The organism is Phyllobacterium sp. SB3 (assembly GCF_040009165.1).
In the GTDB taxonomy this organism is placed as follows: Bacteria; Pseudomonadota; Alphaproteobacteria; order Rhizobiales; family Rhizobiaceae; genus Phyllobacterium.
In genome coordinates this window covers 415,746-433,104 of record NZ_JBDYKI010000001.1, presented here as the reverse complement: position 1 = coordinate 433,104, position 17,359 = coordinate 415,746, and the positions used below count along the sequence as shown (strand labels likewise).

General features: G+C 55.3%; 14 protein-coding genes. 4 read left to right on the top strand and 10 right to left on the bottom strand.

The window, feature by feature from the left end:
* Nucleotides 1–71 precede the first annotated feature (71 nt).
* From ABKW30_RS02180 to htpX, 5 genes are all read right to left on the bottom strand, one after another.
* Entirely contained in the window at nucleotides 72–1,304 is a 1,233-nt protein-coding gene (locus ABKW30_RS02180) for an MFS transporter (protein WP_348596383.1), read from the bottom strand.
* A gap of 42 nt (nucleotides 1,305–1,346) precedes the next feature.
* Complete coding sequence (locus tag ABKW30_RS02175) at nucleotides 1,347–2,402, bottom strand: aldo/keto reductase (RefSeq protein WP_348596382.1); 1,056 nt, start codon at nucleotides 2,400–2,402, stop codon at nucleotides 1,347–1,349.
* Nucleotides 2,403–2,530: 128 nt separating this feature from the next.
* Complete coding sequence (locus ABKW30_RS02170; RefSeq protein WP_348596381.1) at nucleotides 2,531–4,240, bottom strand: heparinase II/III family protein; 1,710 nt, start codon at nucleotides 4,238–4,240, stop codon at nucleotides 2,531–2,533.
* Nucleotides 4,241–4,299: 59 nt separating this feature from the next.
* Nucleotides 4,300–5,673, bottom strand: coding sequence for an RsmB/NOP family class I SAM-dependent RNA methyltransferase (locus tag ABKW30_RS02165; RefSeq protein ID WP_348597569.1), 1,374 nt, complete (start codon nucleotides 5,671–5,673; stop codon nucleotides 4,300–4,302).
* On the bottom strand, nucleotides 5,670–6,638 hold the full coding sequence (htpX, locus tag ABKW30_RS02160; RefSeq protein WP_348596380.1) for a zinc metalloprotease HtpX: 969 nt from the start codon (nucleotides 6,636–6,638) through the stop codon (nucleotides 5,670–5,672). The genes ABKW30_RS02165 and htpX overlap by 4 nt, the downstream gene beginning before the upstream one ends.
* A gap of 127 nt (nucleotides 6,639–6,765) precedes the next feature.
* Between htpX and ABKW30_RS02155 the strand changes: the two genes are divergently transcribed.
* The gene (locus ABKW30_RS02155) at nucleotides 6,766–7,011 is read left to right on the top strand and encodes a DUF1674 domain-containing protein (protein ID WP_348596379.1); all 246 of its coding nucleotides are present in this window, start codon (nucleotides 6,766–6,768) and stop codon (nucleotides 7,009–7,011) included.
* Between the two features lie 10 nt (nucleotides 7,012–7,021).
* On the opposite strand, the gene ABKW30_RS02150 is transcribed toward ABKW30_RS02155, so the two are convergent.
* Nucleotides 7,022–8,416, bottom strand: coding sequence for an MATE family efflux transporter (locus tag ABKW30_RS02150; protein WP_348596378.1), 1,395 nt, complete (start codon nucleotides 8,414–8,416; stop codon nucleotides 7,022–7,024).
* A gap of 503 nt (nucleotides 8,417–8,919) precedes the next feature.
* On the opposite strand from ABKW30_RS02150, the gene ABKW30_RS02145 reads away from it, so the two are divergent.
* Nucleotides 8,920–10,200: a cyclopropane-fatty-acyl-phospholipid synthase family protein gene (locus tag ABKW30_RS02145; protein WP_348596377.1), complete on the top strand. Its 1,281-nt coding sequence runs from the start codon at nucleotides 8,920–8,922 to the stop codon at nucleotides 10,198–10,200.
* A gap of 316 nt (nucleotides 10,201–10,516) precedes the next feature.
* On the opposite strand, the gene acs is transcribed toward ABKW30_RS02145, so the two are convergent.
* From acs to ABKW30_RS02125, 4 genes are read right to left on the bottom strand one after another with little or no spacing between them, the layout of a single operon-like run.
* Nucleotides 10,517–12,469 (bottom strand): acetate--CoA ligase, encoded by a 1,953-nt coding sequence (acs, locus tag ABKW30_RS02140; protein WP_348596375.1) that lies wholly within the window; start codon nucleotides 12,467–12,469, stop codon nucleotides 10,517–10,519.
* A 31-nt stretch (nucleotides 12,470–12,500) separates the two neighbouring features.
* Nucleotides 12,501–12,914, bottom strand: a complete 414-nt coding sequence (locus ABKW30_RS02135) for a type II toxin-antitoxin system VapC family toxin (RefSeq protein WP_348596373.1) — start codon at nucleotides 12,912–12,914, stop codon at nucleotides 12,501–12,503.
* Nucleotides 12,911–13,153 (bottom strand): hypothetical protein, encoded by a 243-nt coding sequence (locus tag ABKW30_RS02130; protein ID WP_348596371.1) that lies wholly within the window; start codon nucleotides 13,151–13,153, stop codon nucleotides 12,911–12,913. The genes ABKW30_RS02135 and ABKW30_RS02130 overlap by 4 nt, the downstream gene beginning before the upstream one ends.
* Before the next feature lie 56 nt (nucleotides 13,154–13,209).
* Nucleotides 13,210–13,872: a YggS family pyridoxal phosphate-dependent enzyme gene (locus tag ABKW30_RS02125; protein WP_348596370.1), complete on the bottom strand. Its 663-nt coding sequence runs from the start codon at nucleotides 13,870–13,872 to the stop codon at nucleotides 13,210–13,212.
* A gap of 280 nt (nucleotides 13,873–14,152) precedes the next feature.
* Between ABKW30_RS02125 and leuS the strand changes: the two genes are divergently transcribed.
* Together leuS and lptE are read left to right on the top strand one after the other, a co-directional pair.
* Nucleotides 14,153–16,783, top strand: coding sequence for a leucine--tRNA ligase (gene leuS / locus ABKW30_RS02120; protein ID WP_348596369.1), 2,631 nt, complete (start codon nucleotides 14,153–14,155; stop codon nucleotides 16,781–16,783).
* Entirely contained in the window at nucleotides 16,770–17,351 is a 582-nt protein-coding gene (gene lptE, locus ABKW30_RS02115) for an LPS assembly lipoprotein LptE (RefSeq protein ID WP_348596368.1), read from the top strand. The genes leuS and lptE overlap by 14 nt, the downstream gene beginning before the upstream one ends.
* Nucleotides 17,352–17,359 lie beyond the last annotated feature (8 nt).

Sequence of the window (17,359 nt, the reverse complement as noted above, 5' to 3'; positions counted from 1 at the left end):
TCGTATGGATCAATGGATTTGGCTTGGCCGTTAGCACAGGCCGAGCCGGAATCCTACCTTTTTGCGCAAGTTCACACGGGTGATTTGCTGGTTCTTTCGGTAGCGAAGATGCCAAGAACGATCAGCCCCATGACAGCTCCGGTAATGCAGGTCGCCCACCAGCCGCCATAGAAATAGCTCGCGGCAGCGATGGCTGATCCGCTGGAGCCAATCAGGAATACGATCGTCATATAGACCGCGTTGAGCCGCCCGCGTGCCGCATCATTCAGTGAAAAAATGATGCGCTGGCTTAAGATCTGGTTGGTCTGCACTGCGCTGTCGATAAAGATCGCAGATAACACAAGCGCCGCGATGGAGATGGCGGTACCGGCCCAACCCGCGATGAGGAACCAAAGGGTCAGCGTAATCATTGCGATTGCAGTACCCTGCCGCGTGTAGCCACGGTCGGCGAGACGTCCGGCGATAGGTGCTGCCAGAGCACCGGCAGCGCCAGCCAGCGCAAAGAGTGCGATCTGGCGCTGGCTGTAACCAAACTGCTCTGTCAGCAGCAGCGGAATACCCGTCCAGAACAGGTTGAAGCTGGCGAAGATGATGCCTTGATAGAAGGCGCGGCGCTGCAAGGCAGGCGTGGTGATAAGCAGGTTCCACATGGATTTGAGGATTGCGCCGTAATGTATGCCGCCTTGCGGCTGACGCTTTGGCAGGGCAATACGCAAAAGGACAAGTACAGCCAGCATTGCTGCTGCCGATATCCAGAAGATAGCGCGCCAGCCAAATTCCGAGGCAACGAGATTCGCGAGCGGTCGAGCCAACATGATGCCGGTCAGCAGACCGGCCATGACATTGCCAATCGTTCTGCCACGCGAAGCGGCCGGAACGAGATGAGATGCGAAAGGCACAAGCACCTGCGCGCCGCAGGCGAAGAATCCGATAGCGAAAGATGATATCAGGAAGGTGGTTGCCGAACCGGACATTGCAGCACCGGCAAGACCGAGCGCCGTACCGCCGAGGGTAAGCAGCACGAGACGGCGGTTTTCGAACAGGTCCGCGAGCGAAACAAGTAGCAGCAGGCCCGCGCCATAGCCAAGTTGCGTCACCGTGACGATAAAACCGGCCATTCCGCCATGCAGATTAAGATCGTCGCTGATCAGTCCAATCAGCGCCTGAGCATAGTAAATGTTGCCGACCATCGCACCGCAGGCGAAGGCAAACAGGAAAGTCAGTGCGGGTGACAAGCCATTGGGCTCGGCAACCGCAATTTCAGGTGCGCCGGGCTGAAGGGCAGGATTGTTTGAATAGGCCATTTGGTTCTCGCTGCCGGTGGCCTCCCTCCGCCGGTTTTCTGGTTATTTCTTCAAGTGAGGTTCGATAAGGGAAAGGTCCGCTGCGGAAAGCCGGTCAGATGCCGTGCGTGCCTGATGCCAATAGGGATAAAGCAACGGCGGTTGGCTGACCGCATCAAGGCTTGCGCGCTCATTCGCAGTTAATACGAGATCGGCTGCTTTGAGATTGTCGGCAAGCTGCTCATCCGTTCTTGCGCCGACAATGAGGGACGTTACCCCTGCGCGGCCAAGCAGCCATGCCAGAGCGACCTGTGCCGCTGAAACTTTGTGGGCCTCGGCAATACCAACGAGCACTTCGACAATATCGTAAAGGCGCTCTTCATCGCGGATTGGCGGCTCACCCCAGTTGGCCAATTGGCGGGTACCTTCCGGTGTCGCCTTGCCACGGCGGTATTTGCCCGAAAGCAATCCACCGGCAAGCGGGCTCCAGACGAGCACACCCAGGTTCTGGTCAAGCGTTGCCGGAATCAGTTCATACTCGGCATCGCGCGATTCAAGGCTGTAGTGAATTTGCTGGCTGACCGGGGCGATGAATTTTTCCAACGCGGCAACGCCCATCGCCTTCATCAGATGCCATGCGGAAAAATTGGATATGCCGACATAGCGGACCTTGCCGGAGCGGACGAGAGTATCAAGCGCTTCAAGGGTCTCATCAAGCGGCGTCAGCCCATCCCACTGGTGCAGTTGATAAAGGTCGATATGATCAGTGCCAAGACGCTTGAGGCTTATCTCTGCGGCGCGGATGAGATGATAGCGCGACAGGCCTGCATCGTTGATTTCTTCGCCCATGCGGAAACGCGCTTTGGTGGCAACGAGAACCCTGTCACGCTTGCCTTTCAAAGCTTGTCCGAGAATTTCCTCTGATGCGCCGTTCGAATAAATATCTGCCGTATCGAACAGATTGATGCCTGCATCGAGTGCCATGTCGACTTGCCGCTTTGCACCTTCGAGATCAGTGTCGCCGGTTTTGGCAAAGTTACCTTTGCCGCCGAACGTCATGGTTCCAAGACTGAGCGCAGATACTTTAAGACCGGAACGGCCAAGCTGACGATACTCCATGGATCGGCTCCTGATGATATGACTGGAAATGGGATTGCGCCGGCGAGTGCGTCAATGACGGTCGCTTCCTATAGCCTATCATGGAGCTTTTGTCGCCTCGTTGTCGTACAAGATTCAGTGATATTGTATCAACCGTAGACGCCGAGCGATGTACGGGTGAACTGCCATTCGACTTCCGGACGATTGGCGGCATTGACCGAGAGCGTGATCTGCCGGGTTTTTACCGGACCGCGGAAACCGGCAAAGAACAGCGAATCTTCGACAAAAGGCTGAACCGTCGAAGAGAACATCCAGATATCATCGTTGTCAGCCTGAAGAACGATAAGCCCATGATCGTCAACACTGACGTTCACTGAGGGATGCAGGTGAAAGCGGATGACGATTTCTTCCGCCCCGGTCTGGCGTAGTGGATTGCGTCCGGCGGCAAAAAAGCTGTCGATGCCTTCGATAACACTGCCATTGTGGGACAGGACGATCTGGCGTTCATGGTAAATGCCGAAAGGCCGGACATAGCCATTGTGATTGGCGACGAAGCCAATTGTTCCCGGCTTTTCAATCCGTTCGATATTGACCTTATTCGGACCTGCAATAATAGGCGTGCCGATCATTGTGGACAGGCCGGAAGTATTGCTGAAACGGCAGGACGAGGTGTCGTTGATGGTCGCTGTAGAATGCGCCGCTGTAGAGCGCGCCAGCGGGCGAAACTCGGCCGGACCGTAACGGTCGACGCCCGCATTGACGATGTAACGGCTGCGGCCTGATGACATTTCGAATGACAGGCAACCCGCATGGGCATCACGTGATGCCGTAACGGGCGGCGCGAGGCCTGTATCTGCAATGATTGTCGTCGAATCCATGGACAGGCGTTCATAACCGGAATGCGCCGCATGGATGAGCGGCAGGCCGCCAATATCATCATGCCGTAACACGGCAATAACCCGTTCGGGCATGGTGGCGCCAACGCCATTGAACAGGGCAAGACTGCCATCATGGTGGCGGAAAAAGCGTAGCGCAGGCAGCATGCGCTCTATAGCTTCGATCAGTGCTTTCGGGGGGGCTTCCTGCCCGCTCGCATAGGTTTGGCGCAGCGGCAGGAGGTCGGCCAGCAATTCAAGAATTGCCAGCGGATTGCGTGAGATATGTCCGCCATCAGGCAGTATCTGCCTTGTAAGCTCCAGTTCAAGGTTGCGCCGCGCAGAACGGGTGGTGCTGGACGAAACAGGCAATGCCAATGCCGCAAGGGCCAAAGCGATGCGTGCGCGCAGTTTTTCTTCGCCGTCATCCATGACAGCGGCCATCGTACGCAAATAGCGCACCTGCATGGCCAGAGAGCGCATGAACTGGCGGTAGGTACGAAGCTCGGCACCAGCCAGAATAAGGTTGGAGTGCTGCAACCAGGCAATGATACGCTGTGCGGTTACTTCCGGTGCCCAGGCAGGGCCACTGATCGAGCGGCCATGAGTAACGATCCAGTCGCCCAGCAATGCCCGTGCATTGGCGGTGGCAAGTTCCGTGCCTGCGGCGCGCAGATTACGCAGCCAGCCGAAATTATGCAGGGCGATCTGCCAGGCGGCATTGGGTGGTTCGACAAGGAAGGGCGAGCGCCCGCCGGTTTCGACCACGCGGCCAGCAAGGGCGAAGCGGCCGTGATAGAACTCTTCCGCGAGCTGCGGATCGGCAGGACGCAAATCCTGCGGGGCAATGAGAACGCGCTCTGGGGTGAAACCGGTAAAGCGCCAGCGATAGAGCGGACCCATACGCACACGTCTGCGGAAACGGCGCCAAAGCTGCGCTGTTGCAAGTCCCCATAGTTGCGGTGTTTCGCTCAACGCGACCATATTTATTGCTTCGAAATTTGTCGACAGTCAGCGATTATGCAGCCCGAACAGTTAAAACTTTAGTATTTTCGGCGAAACCGTGCGGCAAAGAAGCCATCCATGCCGGAAAGTGCCGGATTTTCATGTGGCAGGTCCGCAGGCGTAGAGCGGACGAAACCTTCCGGCGTGATAAGTTCGGCAACGCCGCCAACCTCTTCCTTCGTGACGGGCACGAGTTCAATAGCGGGATTCTTGGCAAGGAGTTCACGCGATACAATCTCGCCTTCAAGCGGATCAAGCGAGCAGTTGGAGAAGACCACGATGCCGCCCGGACGGACGATTGTTACCGCGTGATCAAGCAGTTTCGCCTGCAGGTTGGCGAGCTTACGCACATCTTCCGGGGTTTTCGTCCATGGTACGTCAGGATGCCGCCGCACTGTGCCTGTGGAGGAACAGGGGGCATCAAGCAGTATCGCATCGAAGGGCTCGGCGGGAGTATAGGCGGAGAGATTTGCTTCGACTGTTTCGGCGACAAGGCCCAAACGCTCAAGATTTCCGCGAAGACGCTTCAGCCGATTGGCGGAAAGATCAAGCGCGGTGACATTTGCGCCCGCATGGGCAAGCTGGGCTGTCTTGCCGCCCGGTGCCGCACACAGATCGGCGACGCGCTGACCCTTGATGTCGCCAAAAAGTTTTGCGGGGAGGCTGGCAGCAGTATCCTGCACCCACCATTCGCCCTCTGCAAAACCGGGAAGTTCGGTCAGCGAGCCCTCAACCGTGCCAAGCCGCACTGAGCCTGTCGGCAAGGCAATGCCACCGAGCTTTTCAGCCCATTCCGCCATATTGCCTTTTACAGTCAGATCGATAGGCGGTTCTTTCGCCTGTATATCGAGAATAGCTTTCGCCTTGTCCTTGCCATAGGCCGCAATGAGCGTTTGCTCGAACCATTCCGGAACGTTGCTCGCACCAGCCTTCAACGTATCCTTCTCGCGGGAAAGGCGGCGCAGAACAGCATTGACCATGGAGGCAAAACGGCGATTTCGCGGGTCATTATTCGCTGCGGTCACAGCAAGATCGACAGCCGCGCGATCAGGAACGTCCAGATAAAGAATTTGCGCCGCAGCGACGTGCAGGAGGTGCTTCAGTGCCACTGCGTTTTCTGGCAATGGCCGGTCAATCATCTGGCCGATAGCGGTCTCGATTGTGCCGCGATTGCGCAAGGCAGCGCCAAGAATAGCCCGTACAAGCGAACGATCCCGGTCTTCAAGCTCCATGTATTGCGGATGGCCATTACTGTTATCGGTCAACCCGTCAAGTGACGTGTGCTTTTCGATAACAGCCCCGAGGAGCCGTGTCGCGCACTGGCGCGCCGCCAGACCCGGGCGGTCCTCAGCGTCGATATAGTCTTTTGGCTTTTTACCGAATGGCCGTTTTGTACCGTGCTCCACACTCATGCCCATGGGCCTTTGCGCCCGCCGCCATTGCGGCCCCAGGGCGATGGCCTGTCATCCTGTATTTCTTCCTCGGCGGGAGCCTGTACACGGCGTCCCTGTTGTGGTGCCGGCTGAGCCTGGCGAAATTCCTGCGCCATGGCTTCGAGCGCGGCAATACGGTTTTCGGTGCTCGGATGAGTGGAGAAAAGATTGTCCGCGCCCTGACCGCTCAAAGGGTTGATGATGAACAGCGGAGCCGAAGCAGGATTGCGCTCGGCATCCTCATTGACGATCTGCTTTGCACCGCGCGCGATCTTGTTGAGTGCAGAAGCGAGCCAGAGAGGATTGCCGCAAATCTGCGCGCCGCGCCTGTCAGCCGCATATTCGCGGGTCCGGCTAATAGCCATCTGCACGATCATTGCCGCGAAAGGCGCAACGACCATGGCCGCGATAATGCCGATGAAGCCAAGGGGATTATTGTTCTGGCGGTTGCCGCCGAAGAACATGGCGAAATTGCCAAGCATGGAGATTGCACCGGCCAATGTTGCAGTGATTGTCATGGTCAGCGTGTCGCGATGTTCGACATGGGCAAGCTCATGCGCCATGACGGCTGCGACCTCCTGAGGTGTCAGCGCTTGCAACAGTCCGGTACTGGCTGCGACAGCCGCATTTTGCGGGTTCCGACCGGTCGCAAATGCATTGGGCTGGGCGTTCTGTATCAGGTAAACCTTGGGCATTGGCAGATTGGCATTGGCCGCAAGGTCACGTACGATACGGTAATATTCGGGGGCATTGGCTTCATCGACCTCGACGGCATTGTGCATTCTCAGCACCATCTTGTCGGAATTCCAGTAGCTGAAAAGATTCATGACTGTAGCTACGACAAGGGCGATCATCATGCCGCCGGTTCCACCGATAAGAAACCCGACGCCCATGAAAAGGGCTGTCATGAAGGCGAGCAGCATTCCTGTGCGCATTACGTTCATGGTTGAAGTCTCTCTTCCGGTAACACTATGATAGGCAAGGTTATTCCTTTTATTGCGTTTATTCCGCTATATGATGGTGTTTCGCATCGCAAGCTTCAATGATCAGTATATTCGGAATGAGTATAACATGACCCCATCCAATTCCGGTGAAGAGACATCAACACACCCGCAGGCAGACAATGATGATCAGCGTCCGCGCCCGAGCTTTGACCAATTGCCGCCTGCCGCACAACGGGCCTTGAAGGAAGCGGAAGAGCGTCACGCGGCGGAAAAAGCCGAAGCGGACAAGCCCCGCGAAATTGGCGGGCGAGGTGGCAAGGACCCCGCCCGGTTTGGCGATTGGGAAATCAAAGGCCGCACGATCGATTTTTAGCAGGCGGTTTCTAGTGAATGATCTCGATGCCGAGTTTTTCACGCCGCAGCCAGCGGCTCAACAGCAGAAGTGATGCCACGGCAAGGCCGACAAGCAGCCCTATCCAGATGCCAACGCCCTTCATGTCGAGCCAGAAGGCAAAGGCTACCGACAGGGGTAGACCAATGCCCCAATAGGCGATGGCGGCATAGATCATCGGAATGGTCGTATCGTGCAGCCCGCGCAACATACCGGCAGCAACCGCCTGCGCGCCATCGAAAATCTGAAACAATGCCGCAAGAGCCAAAAACGAAACCGCCAAGGTGACGACCTCGACATTTGCCGGACTATGGATATCGATAAAGACGCGGATGAGTTGCAAAGGCGCAAGTATCATCAGCAGGGCCGTAAGTGCCATGAATCCTGTACCAGCAGTAAACGCCACCCAGCCCGCCCGCTTGATGCCAGCGGGGTCCTGTGCACCATATGCGCGACCGACACGCACAGTCGCCGCCTGCCCGAAGCCGAGCGGCACCATGAAGCTTATCGATGCAATCTGGATTGCGATGGCATGGGCCGCGAGCGAGTTGGGGCCGATGAGACCCATGAGGAAAGCTGCTGCGTTGAAGATGGTGACTTCAAAGCCCATGATTGCAGCGATCGGCAAACCCAGCCGCATCAATTGCCCATAGCGCGGCCAGTCAGCACGCCAGAAGCGACCAAACAGATGGTAGCGCCGGAAGCGGCGATCAAGCGAGATGATAAGCACCATACCGCTGAACATGAGTACGGAAGACAGGGCGGTTGCGATACCTGAACCAACGATCCCCATTGGAGGAAATCCGAAATGGCCGAAAATCAGCGCATAGTTGGCCAATGCGTTAAAACCGACAGCCATAAAGGCGATGACCAATGCCCAGCCGGGCCGCTCGAGCGCCGCCATGAACGAGCGCAGGACAATGTAGAAATAGAATGGCAGAATGGCCCATTGCAGCGCGCGGACATAGGTGCCCGCTTCCGCGGACAGGCCAACATCCTGCCCCATAGCCAAAAGGATTGGAGTCGCGTTCCACAAGGCAATCCAGATAGGAATTGCAATTGTTACAGCAATCCACATGCCCTGACGCACGGTGCGGCGCACATCGCGAACGGAAAATTTGCTGCGGCCAAGTTCGCGCGCAATCATCGGCGTTGTAGCAGTCATAAGGCCAAGGCCGAAAATCATGGGAATGTAATAAAGATTGGTGCCGAGGGCACCTGCAGCCAGTGCGTGCGGTCCCAGCCAGCCAAGCATCATCACGTCGGTAGCCGTCATCGCAACCTGAGCCACATTCGTCAGGATGATGGGCCAGCTCAAAGTGAGCATCGCTATGATTTCGTCACGCCACACACGTGGTGCGGCATCTTGAGATATAACCACCGACATTGTTTTGTCTTTCAGAGGGAGATGCCTTTTTAAAAGGCAAAATGCACCGTTTTCAGGCAAATCAGGTGGTATCATTATTTGGTCGAGGAAGCAAAACCGTTGGCTATGCAAAGCCCAAAAGGAAAGGGCCACCCCTAAGGATGGCCCCGTAATTCCGTCTGGCCTAAGGGCCTATACCCGGCGGGAGCCGGGGACACTGTTTCAACGGAGAGATGATCCCCGCGGATTAGCATCAGACGCCTTGTGGCACATATCGAAATCACTAGACATCGGATCACCTCCTTTACGTTCGTTGAACACATGAAGAGAATGGGGTGTCTTTTTATAGATTTCAAGAGAAAAATCAGCCCACCGCGCTGCATTGTCTCCAAATGGCCGTCTCCGCGCGCTTTCATAGGTGGGTGTTGCCGGAAAACCGTTGGACAGTTTTCAGAAACCTGCTTAGAGCAAATCATGTTTCGTAATTTTCATGCAAGCACTGGCGCAGTGCCTGGAGGCAAGAAATGGCAGCTGAGCAGCGTGCAGCCCGAATTATCCGCACCGTAATCGATCTGATCGAGCCCCAATTTTCGGTCGAGTTATGGGACGGAACCCGTATTGGAGATGTTGCTGACGGACCAATGCTGGTCATCAACGATCCGATGACTGTGCGCCAACTGGCTCTTAAACCTAATATAGGTTCTATCGTTGAATTATGGGTATCCGGCCAAATCGACGTCAAAAACGGGACGTTGTTCGAGCTTGTCGAGCGCGGGCCAAAGGGCAAGCTGAAAGAGAAGATCAAGGCTCTGCCGAAATGGCAGTTGCTGAAGGATATTCCTGCCCTGCTTTTGAGCGGTGGTAAGAGCGGATCATCCGGTCTGGGCGGCAAAAACCCGTACGTCAGCGGCTCGAATAAGGAAGCGATCACGCATCACTATGATGTCTCGAATGCTTTCTATCAGCTCTTTCTCGATGACCGGATGGTCTATACCTGCGCTTATTTTACCGACTGGAACAACAGTATCGATCAGGCGCAGGCCGATAAACTGGAACTGATCTGCCGCAAGCTGCGCCTTAAACCCGGTGAACGGCTTCTCGATATCGGTTGCGGCTGGGGTGCCATGCTGATCTACGCCGCAAAGCATTACGGCGTTACCGGCACAGGCGTCTCATTATCGGAGGCGCAAACGGCACTGGCTCGCGAGCGCATCAAGGCCGAAGGTCTTGAGGACAAAATCACGATCCACGTCAAATCCTATGAGGAGCTGGCCAAAGATCCGCAGATGCGTTTCGACAAGATATCGTCGATTGGCATGTTCGAAGCCGTTGGGATCGCGCATTACAACACCTACTATTCAAGTGTACATAAGCTTTTGAAGCCGGGTGGGCTCTATCTGCATCACGCGATTACACGTCGTATGAAGCGCAACAAGAAAGCTTTCGGACGCAAGAGTGCCGAACATCTGGCGCTGGTGAAGTACATTTTCCCGGGCGGCGAACTCGACCATTTGGGCATGACGGTCGAGAATCTCGAAGGCCATGGTTTTGAAGTGCACGATGCGGAAAACCTGCGCGAGCACTACGGCAAGACCTGCCGTATCTGGGCCGACCGCCTGCATGCGCGGTTTGACGAGGCAATTGCAGAAGTAGGCGCGCCAAAGGCTCGTCTCTGGCTGCTTTATCTTACAGGTTGCGCACTGGCATTCGAGCGCGGCACTGTGCAGATCAACCAGACACTGGCTTCCAAGCGCAAGCGCGGGATATCTGCGGTGCCACAGACGCGAGCTGATTTATATAGGTAAATTGCATTTCAGTTGTGCGTGGTTCGCCCTTCGACATGCCCAATGCTCACCCTGAGGAGTGGTTTTCACAAGGCTGAACAGCTAATTTAGCTGCAACTCGTATAATGCGTGGTTCGACAAGCTCACCATGAGGAAGGTATGGTTATTGCAGGAAGCTCGTTTTGAAAGGCTATAAGCAAACCCCTGCCATGCACAAACCGTCCTCATGGTGAGCCCAGTCGAACCACGCATTGACGATACTGCAAGCGTGTTTATTGACGGCTCATGAGCCTACCTAAATGCGACCCCGCATAATGAGGTCGCCAGAGGCTGAATATCAGCCCTTTTTATTCTGCCTATTGGCGATCAGATCATCGACAACTGCCGGATCTGCAAGCGTTGATGTATCGCCAAGTGAGCCGAAATCATCCTCGGCGATCTTGCGCAGGATACGGCGCATGATCTTGCCGGAGCGTGTTTTGGGCAAGCCCGGTGCAAACTGGATCTTGTCCGGTGATGCAATGGGGCCGATTTCCTTGCGGACATGAGTGATGAGTTCCTTGCGCAACTCATCGCTCCCCTCGAGACCTGCCATCAAAGTGACATAGCAGTAAATGCCCTGCCCCTTCAGATCATGCGGATAACCGACAACTGCCGCTTCCGAAACCGTATCGTGCGATACCAGTGCAGACTCGACTTCCGCCGTTCCCATCCGGTGTCCCGAAACGTTCAGAACGTCATCAACACGGCCGGTAATCCAGTAATAGCCATCCTTGTCGCGGCGGCAGCCATCGCCGGTAAAGTACTTGCCCTTATAGGTGGAGAAATAGGCTTCGATGAAACGCTTGTGATCGCCGTAGAGCGTACGCATCTGGCCGGGCCATGAATCGGTGATGCAGAGGTTGCCGTCGGCGGCGCCTTCCACGACATCGCCTTCATTGTCGACGAGCTGAGGTTGTACACCGAAGAACGGGCGCGTTGCGGAACCGGGTTTCAACGCTGTTGCGCCGGGAAGCGGGGTGATGAGGATGCCGCCGGTTTCCGTCTGCCACCAGGTGTCGACAATAGGCGAACGCTTTTCGCCGACCACCTGATAATACCATTCCCATGCTTCCGGGTTTATGGGCTCGCCAACCGAACCGAGAACACGCAATGATTTGCGCGATGTCTTCTTGACCGGCTCGTCGCCTGCACCCATCAGGGCGCGTAGGGCGGTTGGGGCTGTGTAGAAAATATTGACCTTGTGCTTGTCGATAACTTCCCAGAACCGCGACACGGAAGGATAGTTGGGCACGCCTTCAAACATCAGCGTCGTCGCGCCATTGGCGAGCGGGCCATAGACAATATAGGAGTGGCCCGTAACCCAGCCCACATCGGCGGTGCACCAATAGATATCGCCTTCATGATAATCGAAAACATATTCATGGGTCATGGAGGCGTAGACGAGATAGCCGCCTGTGGTGTGCAGTACACCTTTCGGCTTGCCTGTCGATCCTGATGTATAAAGAATGAAAAGCGGGTCTTCCGCCTTCATCTTTTCCGGCTTGCAATCGCCCTTAACCGAGGCGATTTCCTCGTGATACCAGAAGTCGCGGCTGTTTGCCCATGTGGTCTTGCCACCGGTGCGGCGCACAACCAGCACATTCTTGACCATGACATGGTGCTTGGCAGCGATGTCGATGGCCTTGTCGGTGTTGTCCTTGAGCGGAATTGGCTTGCCGCCGCGCATGCCCTCATCGGCAGTGATAACGAAAGTGGATTCGCAGTCGATGATGCGACCGGCCAAAGCGTCGGGCGAGAAGCCACCGAAGACAACGGAATGAACGGCACCGATGCGTGCGCAAGCCAGCATCGCATAGGACGCTTCGGGGATCATCGGCATGTAGATGGTTACGCGGTCGCCCTTTTTGACGCCATGCTTCTTCATCACATTGGCGAGGCGGCAGACCTGATCGTAAAGCTCGTTATAGGTGATCTTCTTGTCGAGGTAAGGGTTGTCACCTTCCCAGATGATCGCAACCTGATCGCCACGCTTTTTCAAATGGCGATCAATGCAGTTATAGGCGACGTTGGTTACACCATCCTCAAACCATTTAATGGAAACCTTGCCGGTGAATGAGGTGTTCTTGACTTTGGTGTAGGGCTTGAACCAGTCGATACGCTTGCCATGCTTGCCCCAGAACTTTTCCGGGTCCTTGATGCTCTGCTTGTACCAGCTGAGATAGGTATCATTGTCGATAAGCGCGTTTTTCTTCGCGCTGGCCAGCACGGGATATACCTTCTCGGACATTCATTTCCTCCACTTGAACAGTTTGTTTTATCTACTGAACCTGCCACGGATCAATGATTTGAAGCGGCAGACCTGTAAAGTCTTTGGTATTACGCGTTGCCAGAGTTCCACCCACCACACTCACTATACCCGCAATCATCATATCGGCTAGTGTTGTGGGCTTCCCGGTGGATTCACGCAAGGCGCGATACTGCCCGGCTTTGTAGGCCGCAACATCGTCTAAAGGCAAAACGGGGATTGTGCGGATATAGGTTTCAAAAGCCTTTTGAAGCTGGTCTCTGCGTATTCCCGCTGGCAATCTCTGTATCCCGAACTCAATTTCAGCGATCGTGATCGAGGTGGTAGCAAGCGGCGTGTCTTCAAGTCCCACAAGCCAGTTGCGTAAGCCGTTATCAGCTCTGACGTTCAGAAGCTCCGAAATGACGTTGGTATCAAGAACAATCATTGTTCAAAATTGACCGGCGGGCGGTCATTATTCCGATCCGGCAACTCGAGCGCAATGCCGCTATTTTCTCCGAATAATCCGCGCGACAAATCCCAAAGCTCTTTGCCGGTGATACCGCCAGTTGCGCGCTTTAGGATTATTCGTGCCTCTTCTTCCATGGAATGGCCATTTTGGGCAGCCCGCACGCGCAACCGCTCCTTTACACCTTCATCGATATTCCGGATCGTCAGCATAGCCATTGGGCAAACTCCATCTTGGAAACAAAATGTATGCAATGCATGCATTGAAGTCAATATTATCGGCTGCCAAAGATTGCTGAACCAACGCGCACGGACGTTGCTCCGAAACCAATGGCGATCTCGTAATCGCTCGACATGCCCATGGAGAGCTTTTCGACGTTGGCTTCTCCGGCGATCTTGCGCAGGAGGGCGAAGTGTGGGCCGGGATTTTCGTCAGCGGGAGGAATGCACATCAAGCCTTCTATGGTCAGACCGTGCACATCGCGGCAACGCTTGACGAAAGCCACAGCCTCTTTTGGTTCAATTCCGGCCTTTTGCGGCTCAGATCCTGTATTCACCTGAATATAAAGCTTGGGAAAGCGGTTTTGTTTCTTCATCTCCGCTGCGAGCGTGGCGGCGATTTTCTCGCGGTCGACAGTCTCGATGACATCGAACAAGGCAACTGCATCCTCGGATTTGTTGGATTGCAGTGGTCCGATGAGGTGCAGTTCGATACCGGGAAACTCTGCACGAAGGGCTGGCCATTTGCCTTGTGCTTCCTGAACGCGGTTTTCTCCGAACACGCGCTGCCCGGTTTCCAGCACCGGGCGGATTTCATCGGCGTCAAAGGTTTTTGATACTGCTACCAGCGCTACGGAATCCTCGTCACGCCCCGCCTCAACTGATGCTTTGCCGATTGCGGCGCGAACGGTAAAAAGTTGATCAACAACGGTCGACATGGCTGGTTCTTGTCCTATTTATAAGTTTCGAGCCGGTTTTAGCAGGCCCGATAAGCGTCAAGTGGTTGACGGTACACCTAATACGTGGTGAAGGTCCGCCCAACCAGGGTGTGCGAGATTCACGTCGTGGTGGCCTGCAAATGGCATTTTTCTACGCTTCCGGTACTCATGAACCAAAAGTTCACTCCGTTCCGGTTCTCGAAAATTACCATTTTCGGCTCACCCTGACCTGAACTTCGACGCACCCTAATCCAGTATCCTTTGCAAGAGAATTCCGTTCATGGCAACCGAACGTTACAACCCGCGTGTGGCAGAAAAGCATTGGCAGAAAGTTTGGGACGATGCCAAGCTTTTTGAAACCAGCAATGATGATCCGCGTGACCCGTACTACGTGCTTGAGATGTTTCCCTATCCGTCGGGCCGCATTCACATGGGGCACGTGCGCAACTATGCGATGGGCGATGTTGTAGCGCGTTACAAGCGCGCCAAGGGCTTCAATGTGCTGCACCCGATGGGTTGGGATGCTTTCGGCATGCCTGCGGAAAACGCGGCGATGCAGAACAAGGTCCACCCTAAAGAATGGACCTACCAGAACATCGATTCGATGCGCAAACAGTTGAAGTCCATGGGACTGTCGCTCGATTGGTCGCGTGAGTTTGCAACCTGCGATGTCGAATATTACCACCGCCAGCAGATGCTGTTTCTCGATTTCGTCGAGAAGGGTCTGGTGACGCGCAAATCTTCCAAGGTCAATTGGGACCCGGAAGATATGACGGTGCTTGCCAATGAGCAGGTCATTGACGGTCGCGGCTGGCGTTCAGGTGCTCTGGTCGAGCAACGCGAACTGACGCAATGGTTCTTCAAGATCACCGATTTCAACGAAGAATTGCTGGGTGCGCTGGACGGGTTGGATCAGTGGCCGGACAAGGTGCGCCTGATGCAGCGCAACTGGATCGGCAAATCTGAAGGCATGCTGATCCGATGGGCACTGGATGAAAAATCTGCCACGCCCGAAGCCAGCGAGATCGAGGTTTACACAACGCGCCCGGATACGCTGTTTGGCGCATCGTTCATTGCGATTGCTGCCGATCATCCACTGGCGAAGAAAGCTGCCGAGAGCAATCCCGCTCTGTCTGAATTCAACGAGGAATGCCGCCGCGCAGGAACATCCGTAGCGGCGCTGGAAACGGCTGAGAAGAAGGGCTTTGATACTGGTCTGCGCGTTACTCATCCGCTGGATGCGAGCTGGACGCTGCCGGTTTATGTCGCCAATTTTGTTCTGATGGACTATGGAACAGGCGCAATTTTCGGTTGTCCCTCCGGCGATCAGCGCGATCTGGATTTTGCCAATAAATACGGCTTGCCCGTTGTGCCGGTTGTCATGCCGGAAGGCGGCGATGCGGCAACGTTCCAAATCACTGAAACGGCTTATGTCGATGATGGCGTGATGATCAATTCACGTTATCTGGATGGCCTGACGCCAGCGGCGGCTTTCGACGAAGTTGCGAAAAAGCTTGAAACCCAGACAATCGGTGGCCGCCCGCAAGGCGAGCGCAAGGTTAATTTCCGTTTGCGTGACTGGGGTATCTCGCGCCAGCGCTATTGGGGTTGCCCGATCCCGATGATCCACTGCGACGATTGCGGAGTAGTACCTGTTCCAAAGGCCGACCTGCCGGTCAAGCTGCCGGACGATGTGGAGTTTGACCGCCCCGGCAATCCACTGGATCGTCATCCTACCTGGCGTAACGTCAATTGTCCGAACTGCGGCAAGGCTGCGCGCCGCGAAACCGATACGATGGACACGTTTGTCGATTCGTCCTGGTATTTCGTACGCTTCACTGCGCCTTGGGAAAATGAGCCGACCAACCCGAAGATTGCCAACCACTGGTTGCCGGTTGATCAGTATATTGGTGGGATCGAGCACGCGATCCTGCACCTGCTCTATTCACGCTTCTTCACCCGGGCGATGAAAGTTGCCGGTCATTTGGATATCAGCGAGCCATTCAAGGGCCTGTTTACGCAGGGGATGGTCGTGCATGAAACCTATCGTCTTGGCACTGGTGCAAACAGTAACTGGGTTACTCCGGCAGAGGTGCGGCTGGAAGAGGCTGACGGCAAGCGCCGCGCTGTGTTGATAGCCACCGGCGAAGAAGTCGAAATCGGCTCTATCGAAAAGATGTCGAAGTCGAAGAAAAATGTTGTCGATCCGGATGACATCATTGCTTCCTACGGTGCTGATACCGCCCGCTGGTTCATGCTGTCCGATTCGCCGCCGGAACGCGATGTGATCTGGACGGAAGCCGGTGCAGAAGGTGCGCACCGCTTTGTGCAGCGCGTATGGCGGCTGATTTCGGAAGCGGCTGAAGGTTTGCGCGGCGTAAAGCCAGTTGCAGCAGCGAATGGTGATGCCTTGCAGATTTCCAAGGCGGCGCATCGTACCGTCAAGCTGGTCGGTGAAGACCTTGAGAAGCTGGGTTTCAACAAGGCCGTGGCGCGTCTCTATGAGCTGGTAAATCTCTTGGCTGGACCTTTGCAGAAAATCGCCGTGGGCGAAGCGGATGCCGTTTTGATAGGCGCCTGCCGTCAGGCAACGGAAATGCTGCTCTCAATGATTGCACCGATGATGCCGCATCTGGCTGAACAGTGCTGGAAAGAGCTGGATGGCGAAGATCTGATCGCGCATCGGCCTTGGCCGGAGTTTGATCCTGCATTGATTATCGAGAACGACGTCACCATGCCCGTTCAGATCAACGGAAAGAAGCGTGGGGATTTGACAATTGCCCGCGATGCGGATCAATTGACGGTCGAAAAGGCCGTGCTTACGCTTGATTTTGTACAGGCAGCGTTGAATGGCAATTCGCCAAAGAAAGTCATTATCGTACCGCAGAGGATCATCAATGTCGTTGTCTGATCGTTGGATGCAGGGCTTTAGCTCCAAGCGTTTGTTGTCCCTGTGTGTTGTGGGATTGGCGTTGGTTGCCGGTGGTTGTCAGGTGCGGCCGCTTTATTCCGATTCTGCGCCTGCTGCCGGTAGCAGCGTTGGCGTGAACGGAAGCATACGCTCCAAGCTTGCGAGTGTTTCTATCAATCAGCCCGGCGACCGCATTACGCAGGAAGTGCGCAATCATATGATCTTCTTGTTTGCTGGCGGCGCTGGTCAGCCAGCTAGCCCCGCATATTCACTGCGGCTTGCGGTAAGTTCAAAGAATCTGTCTCTGGCGCTCGTCCAGAATGCAACCAACGATAAATCAGGGCAGCCCACGGCAGGTTTGATTCGTATGACTGGTACCTATGTTCTGACCCGGACTTCAGACGGCAAGGTCGTTGGCCAGAAAACCCGGATTGTCACGTCGAATTATGATTCGCCGAGACAGCGCTTTGCAGCCACACGGGCGGCACGTGATGCGAATAATCGCGCCGCGCGTGAACTTGCCGAGGCATTGAACCTGAGTGTTGCACAGGACCTTTCCAAGTTCTGATCTCATAA